The 14647-nt window shown below is 39.4% G+C and carries 8 protein-coding genes and 1 pseudogene; 5 read left to right on the top strand and 4 right to left on the bottom strand.

The window, feature by feature from the left end; genetic code table 11:
• Window positions 1–357: 357 nt before the first annotated feature.
• A pseudogene (locus H7254_RS21420) lies at window positions 358–609 on the top strand (DUF4172 domain-containing protein); the annotation flags it as partial.
• A gap of 324 nt (window positions 610–933) precedes the next feature.
• Here the strand turns inward: H7254_RS21420 and H7254_RS04935 are convergent.
• Both H7254_RS04935 and H7254_RS04930 read right to left on the bottom strand, forming a co-directional pair.
• Complete coding sequence (locus H7254_RS04935) at window positions 934–1641, bottom strand: LytTR family DNA-binding domain-containing protein (RefSeq protein WP_301931932.1); 708 nt, start codon at window positions 1639–1641, stop codon at window positions 934–936.
• Window positions 1616–2689 (bottom strand): sensor histidine kinase, encoded by a 1074-nt coding sequence (locus H7254_RS04930; protein WP_301931931.1) that lies wholly within the window; start codon window positions 2687–2689, stop codon window positions 1616–1618. Before H7254_RS04930 ends, H7254_RS04935 begins: the two co-directional genes overlap by 26 nt.
• A gap of 515 nt (window positions 2690–3204) precedes the next feature.
• Here H7254_RS04930 and H7254_RS04925 point away from each other — a divergent pair.
• Entirely contained in the window at window positions 3205–5346 is a 2142-nt protein-coding gene (locus tag H7254_RS04925) for a T9SS type A sorting domain-containing protein (protein WP_301931930.1), read from the top strand.
• A 425-nt stretch (window positions 5347–5771) separates the two neighbouring features.
• Here H7254_RS04925 and H7254_RS04920 read toward each other — a convergent pair whose 3' ends face one another.
• Window positions 5772–7595 (bottom strand): serine hydrolase, encoded by a 1824-nt coding sequence (locus H7254_RS04920; RefSeq protein ID WP_301931929.1) that lies wholly within the window; start codon window positions 7593–7595, stop codon window positions 5772–5774.
• Between the two features lie 1282 nt (window positions 7596–8877).
• On the opposite strand from H7254_RS04920, the gene H7254_RS04915 reads away from it, so the two are divergent.
• Both H7254_RS04915 and H7254_RS04910 read left to right on the top strand, forming a co-directional pair.
• Window positions 8878–10257, top strand: coding sequence for an NAD-dependent succinate-semialdehyde dehydrogenase (locus H7254_RS04915; protein WP_301931928.1), 1380 nt, complete (start codon window positions 8878–8880; stop codon window positions 10255–10257).
• 138 nt (window positions 10258–10395) lie between these two features.
• Window positions 10396–11394: an NADP-dependent oxidoreductase gene (locus tag H7254_RS04910; protein WP_301931927.1), complete on the top strand. Its 999-nt coding sequence runs from the start codon at window positions 10396–10398 to the stop codon at window positions 11392–11394.
• A gap of 275 nt (window positions 11395–11669) precedes the next feature.
• Here the strand turns inward: H7254_RS04910 and acs are convergent, their stop codons facing one another.
• On the bottom strand, window positions 11670–13607 hold the full coding sequence (acs, locus tag H7254_RS04905; protein WP_301931926.1) for an acetate--CoA ligase: 1938 nt from the start codon (window positions 13605–13607) through the stop codon (window positions 11670–11672).
• 103 nt (window positions 13608–13710) lie between these two features.
• Here acs and H7254_RS04900 point away from each other — a divergent pair.
• Window positions 13711–14647, top strand: a 937-nt coding sequence (locus tag H7254_RS04900) for an MFS transporter (protein ID WP_301931925.1), incomplete at its 3' end; no start/stop codon positions are given.

The following is a 14647-nucleotide window of genomic DNA, read 5'->3' as shown; positions in this document are numbered from 1 at the left end:
CTGCCTTCAATAATATTTTTTTAGAGCAGCGTAAAGCGGTATTTCAATTTATAGTATAGAGGGGGTCGTAAACCGGATGCTATTTTTAGCTTTGGTGCCAATGTGTAAAATCCACAAGATTTGATCCCCTAACGCCACGCCAGTTTAAACGTAAAAATGCATTGCGAATTGAGGACGGCATTGCCGGTATTTTAGGGGGCCAGTGTACGTAAAAATGAATCTGGAAGCGGGGATTAAAACTCTTATTCAACGCTTTTGTGCATCGAATACTTCAACTTGTGTCGAATATGATGCATATTCGACGCATAAAGAGATTATATGACGACTTACCTCCATCAATAAAGAGAATGGCCTCATTTTTCATGGGAAGAGAAAAAGCTGCTGCTCCCATTAGGGCAACTTCGACATAAGCAGGGTACATTATCAAGCCAGATGCAGGGCTTGGGATTTAGCTTGCAATCAGAAGCTTCCCTACAAACTCTTACGCTTTACGTGTTGAAATCAAATGAGATAAAGATCGAAATATTTAATGCCGATCAGGTTCGATCTTCTATAGCACGGCGGCTGGGTAGGAATATCGGCGCTTTGGTTCTCCCTTTAAATCTATAAAGGGAATTATGGCACAAAAGTCGTTAAGAATGGAACAATTAAAACAAGTTTTACAATTGAAAAAGATGGTGTACCCATCAAAAGATCGCTCGTAGAACAGGTATAATCCGTATTGCCATGAAGCACTATCTAAGCCCTTTAGAACCAGAAGCTGGTGAACAATAAGAGCCGTCAGGCAATATGCAGTTATCCAAAAAAGCCCACGACGAGGAAACACTTTTATCTGCCGCAACCAGGCTTACAGATATGCTCAGTCACTTTAAATAGGAAGAAAAAGAGGTGCTTCGGGTTTGGAATATCCCGCTTTGCATCATTCACGTAACCCTAACGCTTAAACAACCGGTCTCCAATTTTATTCATCACTTCTTCCCGGTAATTTTTACTGAGTGGCAGCAATAGTTTACCCAGCCGCACTTCGTTGGCATCAATAGATTGAATGGCGTTGACAGATACCAGGAAAGATTTATGAATGCGGATGAACAAGTGCTGTGGCAGTTTGTCTTCAATACCTTTAAAAGTGAGGTAGGCAATGTATTTTTTTTGCTCTGTGTGGATGATTATATAGTTAGACATGCCTTCAACATACAACACATCCGACATCACTATTTTTTCAATCTTTTGATTTGATTTGATAAAGAAAAAATCTTCAGGGATCGCCACTTCATGCTTTGCCTTAATACCCAAAAACTCCCTGGCTTTCATTGCTGCTTTTAAAAAGCGGTGGAAGCTGATGGGCTTTAGTAAATAATCCAGTACATCCAGTTCATAACCTTCTATGGCATATTCAGGATAGGCAGTGGTAAAAATAACCGCCGGCAACACCGGTGCATTTTTAATAAAATCTATACCTGTTAGTTTGGGCATTTGAATGTCTAAAAAAATAAGATCTATTTGTTTTTTTTGCAGCCAACCTGCAACTTCTATGGCAGATTTGCATTCTGCCACGGGCTGCAGAAAATCAATCTGCCGGATATGTTCCATCAGCCCGTTGCGGGCAATGGGTTCGTCATCTACTACCAGGCAATGGATCATGGTATGTAATTTTTAAATTAGTTTCAAAAATGTTTCCCTTTTTTTGAACAGAAAACTCATGTCGCCGGGGATATATCAATGCTAACCGGCGTTGCAGATTCTGCATGCCGAGCCCGCCTGACTGCAGCAGGTGTTGTTCTTTTACCGTGGTATCAAAAGTATTGCGCACCTGCACCAGCAACGCTTCATTGCTTTGATGCTGCATAGAAATATGAATTTTATTTTTTGCAGCGTCCCGGTCATTCGAAATGTGCTTAAAGGCGTTTTCTATTACAGGCAACAGCAACAATGGTGCAATAAAAAACCCTGAAAGGGAATCGTCCATAGCCAGCTGAATATCGGTCCCTTTTTCCATGCGCAGCGACTGCATGCTGATATAGTTTTTTATGTATTCCATTTCCTTCTCTATTTCAATTTTATCTGTAGTGCATTCGTACAACTGGTACCGCAGCATTTCTGATAATTTTTCTACCGACGCCCTTGCCTGTGTATTCACTTTGTCAATCTGAAAATAAATAGTGTTCATGATATTGAACAAAAAGTGCGGATTTATCTGTGACCGCAGAAAATTAAGCTCTGTACTCATCCTTTCTTTTTCTACTTCCAGCAGACGCTGTTCCATATTATACCGGTCTGCAATTATTTTAGCAACACAACTCACCGATATCAGCATTACATTGTAATAGAATATAACACAGCAAATGTACCTCACATAATTAAACGATCTAAACATAGGCAGCCCGGTTAACAAATGATAAATAGACATTGCGACCAGGTAGGTGATGACGGTGTTTAATGCAATCAGCAAGGCAAGTGCACCCATAAATTTTCTTATTTTTTTCTGGTAAAGAAAACGGGGTGTTAGTTTGTTAGCAGCAAAATAGCAGGCGGGCACAGAAAGCCCCGTAGCCACCATGGTACTCAAAAGCTGGGAAACAAGTGAAGTGCTTTCATCATAATCTATCCCTAAAAAGAAAAAGGAAATGACTATCCATAAAAGAAGATGCAACACTTTATATTTTATCAACCAATGTATCAAAGCATTCATTGTAAAAGCAAGAATTTATTGCTCTGCAAAATAACGGCAAAATAAAACGGATATCATTTCTTTCGTCAAGTAAAAAGTCCGTTTGGTCAAGAATGATGGGTGGCTTGCATAATCTAAACTCAAAAAGCCAGTCACAATACTATCTTAAAGTGTTGATTCCGGCAGGGCAGTTAGGAAACAGCATAATTGTAAAAGATTAAGCTGTTTCTTTTTCAATTTATCCAATCGCTTTAAACAAAAATCAATGAAACGAGCTCTCAAAAAAATTGCTTTAATAAAAAAAAATTATTAATTTTCGCAAGCAGTTGTATTAATACTTTATCCGGCGGTAAAGAATTAATTCTTTACTTTTTTCTCTCCTTTTGTTCCTATTTAAAAATCAACAATCCAGTCCTTTCTAACACCTGTTAATAGTTTTCTTTCAGTCCATTTGCAATCATATCCCATCAAATAAACGGTACAGGCCTGCATGACGACCTGCGCTTCACCCTATTTTTTACCTTTAATAAACGATTATGAAATTTAAAATTTTACAAATTGTGCTCATCGTTATTACGATGATGATGTTTTCTAAAGTTGTATCTGCCCAGGGTGGCGAACTGCCGCTCAATAACAGTGTTAACGGCAACATAACCAGTGAAACAACGGATGTATGGAATATCAGCACAACGGCGGATGGATTACTTCGTCTTACATTACATGCTACAGTCCCGGCTGATCTCTACCTCACCTTGTATGATAATGACGGCACCACAGTCCTTGGTAACCAGATAGAATCGTTTAGTAGTTCTTTTGTTACATTAAGTGCCGACGGTCTTGCACCTGGGACATACCATGTAAAAATTAGGCCCCATAGTACCGCGTTTGGCGCTTACACGCTGGCAGACAGTTTATTTACTACCGCCCTGGCAATAGACGCAGAACCCAACGGAACCCGGGCCACCGCAGTTACACTGGCTCAAAACAACAGTACTACTGGGCATGCGGGTTATTATTACAATAATAAAAGAGATACCGTGGATTGGTACAAAGTAACTACCGATGCAGATGGGCTGTTTCGGGTTTACCTGACCACTGCCAGAGGAAGTATTTACAGCAACAACACATTGGATGTGAATGTTACCTTGTATGACAATGACGGCACTACACAACTGGGATCTATGGAAGTGTTCAATGCAAACGGCCCCGCTTCAAATATCATTACTACCGATGGATTGGCACCAGGCACTTATTACCTGAAAGTACAACCCTTTTCTACCAGCGAGTTTGCAAATTATACCATTTCGGACAGCCTTATTATGCCTCTATTTGTTACTGATGCTGAGCCAAATGGCAACCGGAGTTTGGCCCTGACTATTCCGCTTAATGGCAGTGCATCCGGCCATCTTGGCTATTATTACAACAATGACCGGGATACGGCAGATTGGTATAAAGTAACCACTACGGCCGACGGTTTGTTAAGGGTGTACCTTACCAGCGCAAGAGGAGGCACTTATAGTAACAACCCACTGGACATAAATGTTACGCTGTATGACAACGATGGTTCTACCCAATTGGGATCTATGGAAGTGTTCAATGCAAACGGCCCCGCTTCAAATATCATTACTACCGATGGATTGGCACCAGGCACTTATTACCTGAAAGTACAACCCTTTTCTACCAGCGAGTTTGCAAATTATACCATTTCGGACAGTCTCCTCTTACCCATTATTACTACCGATGCCGAACCGAACGGAACTGCAGCGACAGCGGTTGTCATTCTCCCAAACGTTGCCACAAGCGGGCATCTTGGCTACTATTACAATAATCGCCGGGATTCAACTGACTGGTATAAAATAACTACCGGTTCTGCGGGGTTTTTACACCTTACTTTAAAAAGCACAAGAGGTAGTATTTACAGCAATAATACCCTTGATATGATATTGTATGTTTATAATAGTGACGCTTCAACATTGCAAGGCTCAGTAGAAATTTTTAACGGAGGCGGTCCTGCAACAGGAACGCTCAACCTGAATACATTGCCAGCCGGTACGTATTATATCAAGGTAACCAATTTCAGCAGTTCGCAGTTTAGTAACTACACATTCTCCGATTCTACTGTGGAAGCCGGACCCTTACCTGTTACGTTTATCGACTTTAATGGAACAGTACATGCCGATCAGGCTTCACTTCACTGGAGCACGGCCACCGAGCTAAACAACAAAGGTTTTGAAGTGGAAAAAAGTATGGATGGCAGTATCTTTTCTTCAATTGGTTTTGTAAATGGTAACACTAATTCTTCTCTAACCAATAATTATAGTTACACCGATAATAAAGTGCTGAGTGGATTTAACTATTACCGGTTAAAACAGGTTGACCTGGATGGCAACTTCCGTTACTCGTCTACTATCCGGCTTGACTTTAAAAATTTTGGCTGGGCCATTATGGGAAATCCTGTTAACAGCAATACCTGGATTCAATTGCAACTGGCCAAAACATCTGTTGTTGATGTGCAGGTGATGGGTGCCGATGGCCGCATTGTGAAAAGCATTCACAAAGGCACGATGGATATAGGTACCTACAGTATGCCGCTGAATGCGGGCAACCTTACGCCGGGCACATATATTGTGAGACTGATTGTAGACAAGGTAAGTTTTATAAAAAAAGTTATCAAATAATTACCCTATCACTTCTAATAAAAAATCTCTGTTAAAGCAGCGATTTTTTATTAGAAGTATTTTTAAAATGAAATACTTTTTAAAAGAAAGACATCAAAGCAATATTACCAATTACTGCCCTGAACCCAAATAGCAACCACCTGAAAAATCCACAAGCATTGCCCCCTGCCGCCACGCCGGGTTAAATGAAATAATGAATGAGAAATGGGATATGCATTGCCGGTATTTCCGTTCAGCTTACGCCAACAATTTTTGGCGTTTAACCTCGCCAGGCAGATGAATGGCCTCGTGATTTTTCAATACAAGCCCAAGATGTACGCCTCGAACATCGCAGAAGCAAGCTATTTTATACAATTAATAGAAGAAATAAATTGGCACGAAATGTTGGCCTTTAATAGCGCTGATTATAAATAATAATAGACGTTTTAGCGACGTGTTCCTGCAGCCTTTTCAATGGCCTTATAAACTGCATCCATTATGTTGCCCTGTGTATGCAGTTTATAAATAGCATTATTTACCTTTGGATAAACACGATTTGATAAAAATATACATACCAGGTTTTTCTCCGGATCTATCCAAAAAGATGTGCCTGTAAAGCCAGTGTGGCCATACGTTTCCGTAGCAGCCAATTTAGAAGGATATCCATATTCGCTTGTAGTATCTTTTCTATCGAACCCAAGCCCCCTGCGGCTTACAGCAGATTGTTGAGAAGTAAAAAGATGGATGGTTTCGGGTTGAAAATATTGGACGTCGCCATAAGTTCCGCCATTTAAAATCATCTGGGAAAGCACCGCAAGATCGTTGGCAGCAGCAAATAAACCTGCATTGCCCGAAACACCGCCATAGCGGGCCGCCGTGGGATCATGAACGTAACCGCGAAGCCACTGTTTCCGAAAGATTTCTTCATTTTCGGTTGGTACAATCTGTTTAATATCAAATCGGTTTAGCGGATTAAAGCCCGCGGTTTGCATGCCCAGTGGCCCATAAAAATGGTCCTGCACATAGTGATCCAATTTCTCCAAAGATTGCCGTTCAACCACTTCTTTCATATAGGTCATACTGAGATCCGAATAAACATATTTGCCCCGTGTATCCATTTTTGAATTGAGCATGTGCGGCCACATACCCGCTTTAAAATATTCTCTTCTTATAAAGACTTTCTCTCCGGCCTTTAACGGGTAAGCAGCAGAGGAATCCGTACTGACATCAATGGGCAAAAGCGGTAGATCCACATCGGGTTCAAGCCCTGACTGGTGGAGTAACAGTTCCTTTATTTTTATATTGTTCTTATTGGTATTCCTCGCACTCGGAATATAGTAACCGAAGGTAGAATCCAGCGCTATCTTTTTTTGTTCATACAAATGCATTATCGCCATCGTGGTGGCAGAAACTTTTGTAACAGAAGCCAAATCGAAAATATCTGTAATCAACATGGGTTCAATACGGTCATAAGTATGATAACCAAATGCTTTGTTGAAAATCACTTTGCCATCTTTTAAAATTAAAACAACAGCACCGGGAATAGCTTTTTCATCGATAGCGTTAGATACTAATGAATCTATTGGCTTTTCTATGTCATCAATATTAATTCCTGTTTCTTCGGGCACGGTATAGGCCAGGCGAACTGGGGCAGTTGCGTTGCCGCTTCCCTTAATATATTTTGAAGTGTAAGTACGGTTTAGTTTGGCATTGGCAACAACGCCGCCAAAAATAAGCTGGGCAGCAAAACCTTTCGTAACATCTGTTTCCTTTTCGGTCCATATAATTGGCTGATCTATTTCATCAGCGTATTTTAAAAATTTAAATTTGCCTGTTACAACAAGAACCAGCTGTTTACTGCGCTTTATATCCATTATAAAATTTATGGTCCTCTTATCATTCAGTGCCTGTGCAGTAACCTGTACGATTACTGTCTTATAAAATTTCAAGTCATCACTTAATCCATAAAGAGAAGAATCTGAATTGTATTTGGATGCTGAAAAGCTTGTTACAATAGTATATTTATTTAAAAGGCTATCGAATACAATCGCGTCGTTGCCATCTATATTTACCGAGGCTATTTTCTGCTGAAGGTCTTTTATTGGAATTATTGCTGATTCATTATTTAATAAGACGGCAGAGCTTGCGGCAGCTTGAAAATCGCGGAGCCAGTGTTCGTTGTTTTTATGGTTGTACGATTGGGCGTAAGAGTTGGTAAAACAGCTGATGCATACCAGTAACAACAGTAGCCTTATAGATTTTTTTTTCATGTGATTAGTTTTTGCTGTGTAACAATTTAGCAATTGCCTGTAAATATAATCTGGAAATTCAGGATAAATATAATTTCATCTAATGGTAGAAGGTAAGCCTTCCGATAGTTGGGCATGTTAATTCAAAATAGAATAGATATTAGCTTTGTCTGACAGTAAGCACTTAGCGCAAGCCATCTAATATTGAAATTAATAAGTTAGCGTTTAACAAGAAAGTTAATAAATTATCAACACAGTTAATCATGTAAACCAAAAAAGATTTTGACTTAGATTTTTTAAAAAAAATTTATTCTATATCCTCTGGAATAAAGTAAGCAGGATCAAGAAGAAAATTAGCCGTCATCCTTTATTGTCCCTAATCTCTATTTGCTGCTCTATAAAAAATAGATTGCTTTTAAAGACAGGGCGTTTGTTTGTCATTCATCTTTTTATAATTTTCCTGTCACACAATTTAGTATCTAAAAATTAAAATGAAGGTTAGTGGCTGTCATTTACTGTAGCAACAATAAACCAAAACCATCCCGCCAGAATGCTTATGGAGATTGCATTTTGAGATGTGCTGTAGTATTATTATTTTATCCATTAAAACATTTCTTATACCAGCTAAATATGCACCTGTGAATTATAACCTATTTTTTATGAAAATAATTTAGTTTCAGTTTTCCATTTCAGGAGTGGAAAAAGTTATCAATAAGAAATCAGGATATATTGCCGGTGGTTGAAAGAAGAAGGGAAGAAAAAAATCTGGCACAACTGGGTCTGAAAGTGGCTTGCGGAATCAAAACAACGGAAATTGGTAAAATCGAAAATGGGTTAAAAATATTGAATTATCACCCATAATAAACCTGGGCCAAACACTTAACGTAGAAATATTCCAGATGATTCAATAAGAATAAATACCGCAAGGGATCTGGTTATTTCAATTAAAAGCTTTTACCAGAAAAAGAAAAGTTATGAATTCATCCAGGCGCTGAAGCACTGCCTCTATAGGATTTTCGGAACTAACCCATATTTATTTAAATTATCCCAAATTCAATTTTGTTGACCAATTATTGGCCGAAAAACATTGTCGATTATGGGCCAACCACCTATTTGCGCAACCATATGCTGACCAAAATATATTATTGTTTCTAAACCCCTTTACAAAAAATGTACAAACTCGCGTGGGTTTAATAGTGAATTCTCCATGAACGGTGCACTGCAAAACTACTATTAAAAATATATTTTCCATGGCACTGTTATTGTAAACTTATTTACTATTAAAACATTTAATATAAAAACAATGGCATACAAAACAGTAAATCCCTTTACGGGCGTAGAAATAAAATCTTTTGATGAAATAAGTAAAAAGGAACTAGACGGGAAACTGAAAAAAGCGGCAGCTTTTTTTGAAATATGGCGCAAAAATAGTTTTGACGATAGAAAAAAAATAATACAAAAGGTGGCAGACCTTATGCGGGAAAGATCAGATGAATTAGCAGCTCTCATTACCTTAGAGATGGGAAAACGCATAAAAGAAAGTGAAAGCGAAGTAGAACTCAGTGCCTCAATTTATCAATATTACGCAACGAATGCAGAACATTTTTTGGCTGATACAGCGCTTACCCCGGAGAAGGGTTCAGCATATGTTAGAAAAGAGCCGATTGGTGTTTTGTTAGGCATAGAGCCATGGAATTATCCATATTATCAGGTTGCCAGGTTTGCAGCACCCAATATTATGGCAGGCAATTGTATTATGCTAAAACATGCTTCTAATGTTCCACAATGTGCATTGGCAATTGAAAAATTATTTACAGATGCGGGAGCACCGGCCGGGCTGTATACCAATCTTTTTATCAGCACTGATAGTATAGAAGACGTTATTGCAGATCCGGTTATTAAAGCTGTTTCACTTACAGGAAGTGAAAAGGCAGGAGCCAGTGTAGCGGCTGCTGCGGGTAAAAATTTAAAAAAATCGGTATTAGAATTGGGAGGCAGCGATCCATTTATAGTATTGGAAGATGCAGATATGGATACGACCGTGAATTGGGCTGTATACGGCAGAATGCAAAACTGTGGACAGGCCTGTATTGCAGCTAAGAGATTTATTGTGATGGACAAAGTATATGACGAATTTTTAGAAAAGTTTATAGCAGGTTTACAGAAAATGGAACCCGGTGACCCAATGCTGGAAGCAACAAAACTTGGCCCGTTAAGCAGCAAATCTGCTCTGGAAGGTCTGGAAGAGCAAGTGGAAAAATCTATAAAAGCAGGAGCAAAACTTTTAATGGGAGGTAAGCGCTTTAATATGAAGGGCTATTTCATGCAACCTACCATACTGGCAGATATACCAAAAGATGCGGCGGCTTATCATGAAGAATTATTCGGGCCAGTTGCTTCTGTGTACCGCGTTAATTCCGAAGACGAAGCAGTTACATTGGCCAATGCAACCAGGTTTGGTTTGGGTGGAGCCATATTTACAACCGATGAAAAGCGCGGACAAAAATTGGCAGAAAGAATTAATACTGGCATGGTATTTATCAATCATCCCACCGGCTCACAACCCGATCTCCCATTTGGTGGCACGGGCCAAAGTGGTTATGGCAGAGAGCTTTCATCACTTGGAATAGATGAATTTTTAAATAAAAAACTGATTCGTACAAGTGACATCAATGATAAATAATAATTACAGCTAAATAAAAAAAAGGAAAATAAACTTTCCCTTTTTCATTTAACATTACATCCAGGTAAATTACAGTTTTAATTTTTTCTAGATCAACAGATTATAACACGATTATATTCTAAACCCTAAATTAAAAAAATGAAAACCGAACAGATTGTATTAGCATCAAGGCCAACAGGGTTACCTGTTAGTAACAACTTTAGAATAGAGCAAGTTGAACTACCAGAAATTAACGCCGGCGAAATATTATTAAAGGGTATGTATTATTCTGTTGATCCCTATATGAGAGGTAGGATGAATGATACTAAATCTTATGTTCCTCCTTTTGAAATAAACAAACCCCTCAACGGAAGTGTGATAGGAAAAGTAGTAGAAAGTAAATCGGATAATTACAAGTCCGGTGATGTAGTTGTGGGCAGTTTTCCCTGGCAAAAAGATTTTATTGCAACTGAAAAAGATGTACGAATAATTGATATTACTATAGCACCTGCCAGTTATTACCTGAGCATATTAGGTATGACTGGTTTGACCGCTTACTTTGGTTTAATGCAAATAGGCAAGCCAAAAGCCGGAGAAACAGTAGTTGTTTCTGCTGCTGCAGGGGCAGTTGGCATAGTAGTAGGGCAAATTGCCAGGATACAAGGATGCCATGTAGTTGGAATCGCAGGATCTGATGAAAAAACAAAAATGCTGATATCCGGATTTGGTTTTAATGAAGCCATCAACTATAAAACTATATCCGATATGAACAAAGCAATTGCAGAGGCTTGTCCAAAAGGAGTTGACGTTTATTTTGATAATGTGGGAGGCGAAATTTCCGATGCGGTAATAAAAAATATTAATTTTCATGCAAGGATACCATTGTGCGGACAAATATCATTATACAATAGCACGGAAACGCCGATGGGGCCCAGATTACAGCCTATGTTACTTACAAAGAGTGTTTTAATGCAAGGTTTTATTGTAAGTAATTATCAAGCTCAATTTCCTGAAGGAATTAAAATGCTGGCACAGTGGATCAAGGAAGGCAAATTAAAGTTTACAGAAACTATTGAACACGGTTTTGAAAATTTACCAACGGCATTACTGGGTTTATTTAAAGGAGAAAATACTGGTAAGATGATCGTAGAGGCCTGATAAAATTTGAAGAGGCAATAGTGAAGGGTATGATACTATTTCTTTTACAAACCATTGTGTAAATTAATAAACCCTCAAATAATATTTTTGTTGGTAGAAACAAACATGATAATTCAGGAGCAAAAGAAGTTGCTGCATTTCGTTCCTCTTCCAGCGGAGCATCCCCAATGATGCTTCGCAAATCTTCTTCATTGTTCAATAAAAAAATCTACTGACTAAAATAAAGGCCGGGGATAATAAACTGTGTACCGGTCTGTTTTTTAGTGCCCCTCCGGTTATATCTTCCCATCTCTAATCTCCACCACCACACCAGGATCGAGCAATGCGCTGGTATCCCCCAGATTAGCAATTTCTCCTTCGGCTATCTTTCTTAAAATCCGCCGCATAATTTTGCCACTGCGTGTTTTAGGTAAACCTGTTACAAACTGAATTTTATCTGGTTTGGCAATGGAGCCAATGATTTTTGAAACGGTTAAACAAATGTCCTGGCGACGTTGGTTTTCATCTCCATGATGACCGTTGTAAATAACAAATGCATAAATGCCCTGCCCTTTGATATCGTGCGGATAGCCTACCACAGCGCTTTCTACCACACCTGAGTGCATGTTGATGGCGTTTTCTACTTCTGCAGTGCCAATACGGTGACCGCTGATATTTAACACATCATCTACCCTGCCGGTGATGCGGTAAAAACCATTTTCGTCTTTTAATGCACCATCGCCGGTAAAATATAAATTGGGATAAGTAGCAAAATAATTTAACCTGCATCTTTCATGATCGCCATAGGTTGTTCTTAAAATACCTGGCCATGGCGCCTTAATGCAGAGATTGCCTTTCAGGTATCCGTGCTCATCTTTTTCTGTTACTTCATGTCCGTTTTCATCAACCATTATTGGTTGTACACCTGGCATGGGCAGTGTTGCCCAGCTAGCTTTTGCAGGCGTAATACCGGCCATATTTGATATCAGCGTTCCTCCCGTTTCGGTTTGCCACCAGGTATCTACAATGGGACATTTTTTCTTCCCGATATTTTCATCATACCAATGCCACGCTTCTTCATTAATGGGTTCACCCACGGTACCCAATACCTTTAATGAAGATAAATCTTTGTCTTTTAAAGGTTCTAACCCAAAGCTCATTAAACTGCGTATCGCTGTAGGTGCAGTATATAAAATGTTGACTTTATATTTTTCCACGATATCCCAAAAACGTCCTGCATCCGGCCAGGTGGGAATACCTTCAAACATAACCGATGTGCCGCCTGCACTTAGTGGTCCGTACAAAATATAACTATGCCCGGTTATCCAGCCAATATCAGCGGTACAAAAATGTACATCTCCCTGATTGTACTGAAATACATTTACAAATGTATACCCTGTCCATACCATATACCCGCCAATACTGTGTACCACGCCTTTTGGTTTACCGGTACTGCCGGAAGTATATAAAATAAACAAAGGATCCTCGGCATCCATTTCTTCTGCCGGAAAAGATATCACCCCGTTTTTTTCAATTTGTGTTTCTGCAAAATCCATTTCATCTTCCCACCATACATCTCTTCCTTTTATCATTGAAACCGGTACCCTTGTACGGGTGTAAACAATCACTTTTTTAACAGTTTTATTTCCTATCAGCGCATCATCAATAATACTCTTTAAAGGGATATCTTTTGCGCCGCGGTAAGCACCATCGCAGGTAACAATAAAAGTAGCCTGTGCATCAAATAGCCTGTCAGCAATACTTTGAGCACTAAAGCCTCCGAATATTACGCTATGGATGGCCCCGATTCTTGCGCAACCCAATACTGCATAAGCCAGTTCGGGTACCATGCCCATATAGATACAAACCCGGTCGCCTTTTTTTACACCATTGTTTATCAATACCTGGGCAAACTGGCAAACCCTTTTGTGCAGGCGTGCATAGGTTACTACCCTTGTTCTTTCTTCCGGGTTATTTGGTTCCCAGATGATGGCAGGTTTATCAGCCATAGTAGCCAAATGACGGTCAATACAATTTTCGGTAATATTTAATTTCCCTCCTTTAAACCATTCAATTTTTGGTTCAGTAAAATTCCAGTCCAGCACCCTATCCCATTTTTTGCGCCAGTAAAAATTATCCGCAACGTTGCCCCAGAAGCCTTCGGGATCGTCTACACTTTTTTTATAGTCCTGGTGATACTGTTCCAAACTTTTAATCTTATAAGAATATGACATCGCAATTGCTGTTTTAAATTATTCAGTTATGTTCGCCACCAAATTAATATATTTATGCCAATTAAACAGGGCAAACGATTGACTAAAATTTTAATACTTCTTCATGGCTATTACTACCACAAAAGGAATCAACAAGGTAATCTTTTCTTCTTCATTGGGTACTTTAATTGAATGGTACGACTTTTACATTTTTGGTATGCTGGCCAAAACCATTTCAGTACAATTTTTTCCGGAAGGCAATGATACCGCAGCCTTGTTAAGTACCCTCGCCATTTTTGCAACCGGTTTTTTAATACGTCCATTTGGTGCACTGGTGTTTGGAAGATTGGGAGATTTAATAGGCAGAAAATATACGTTTTTACTAACCCTGGTACTGATGGGTGGTGCTACTTTTTTAATTGGCCTGGTACCGGGTTATAAAACCATTGGCATTGCTGCCCCGTTGCTGGTGTTGTTGTTGAGATTAATACAAGGCCTTGCGCTCGGCGGTGAATACGGCGGCGCCGCTACCTATGTTGCGGAACATGCTCCTGAAGGCAGGCGGGGCTATTTTACCGCATGGATACAAACCACTGCCACATTAGGTTTGTTTGTAGCATTGGGCGTAATAATGGTAGTAAAGGGTAACATGAGTGATGCATCATTTAATGCGGAGTGGGGCGGCTGGCGCTATCCTTTCTGGATATCAATTTTGCTGGTGGTGGTTTCTATTTACATTCGCATGAGGATGAATGAATCGCCTGCTTTTGCCAAACTGAAAGCCGAAAAGAAAACATCGGTAAACCCATTAAAAGAAAGTTTTGGTAACAGGAGCAATTTTAAAATGGTGCTGCTAGCATTGTTTGGAGCGGTAATGGGACAGGGCGTTATCTGGTATACCGGACAGTTTTACGCACAATCTTTTTTAGAAAATACAGTGAAGATTGAATTTATGCAGAACAGGGAAATATTGCTGTGGGGCATTGCACTTGCCACGCCGTTCTTTGTTTTTTTTGGATGGCTGAGTGATCAATTTGGAAGGAAGTGGATTATGCTGACCG

The organism is Ferruginibacter sp. (assembly GCF_014377975.1).
In the GTDB taxonomy this organism is placed as follows: domain Bacteria; phylum Bacteroidota; class Bacteroidia; order Chitinophagales; family Chitinophagaceae; genus Ferruginibacter.
This window is presented reverse-complemented; position numbering and strand designations above follow the sequence as displayed.

Excerpts from the sequence above, each read along its gene's own strand:
- H7254_RS04930 (WP_301931931.1), bottom strand. The coding sequence starts at position 2,689 with ATGAATGCTTTGATACATTGGTTGATAAAATATAAAGTGTTGCATCTT.
- acs (WP_301931926.1), bottom strand. The coding sequence starts at position 13,607 with ATGTCATATTCTTATAAGATTAAAAGTTTGGAACAGTATCACCAGGAC.
- H7254_RS04935 (WP_301931932.1), bottom strand. The coding sequence starts at position 1,641 with ATGATCCATTGCCTGGTAGTAGATGACGAACCCATTGCCCGCAACGGG.
- H7254_RS04920 (WP_301931929.1), bottom strand. The coding sequence starts at position 7,595 with ATGAAAAAAAAATCTATAAGGCTACTGTTGTTACTGGTATGCATCAGC.
- H7254_RS04925 (WP_301931930.1), top strand. The coding sequence starts at position 3,205 with ATGAAATTTAAAATTTTACAAATTGTGCTCATCGTTATTACGATGATG.
- H7254_RS04910 (WP_301931927.1), top strand. The coding sequence starts at position 10,396 with ATGAAAACCGAACAGATTGTATTAGCATCAAGGCCAACAGGGTTACCT.
- H7254_RS04915 (WP_301931928.1), top strand. The coding sequence starts at position 8,878 with ATGGCATACAAAACAGTAAATCCCTTTACGGGCGTAGAAATAAAATCT.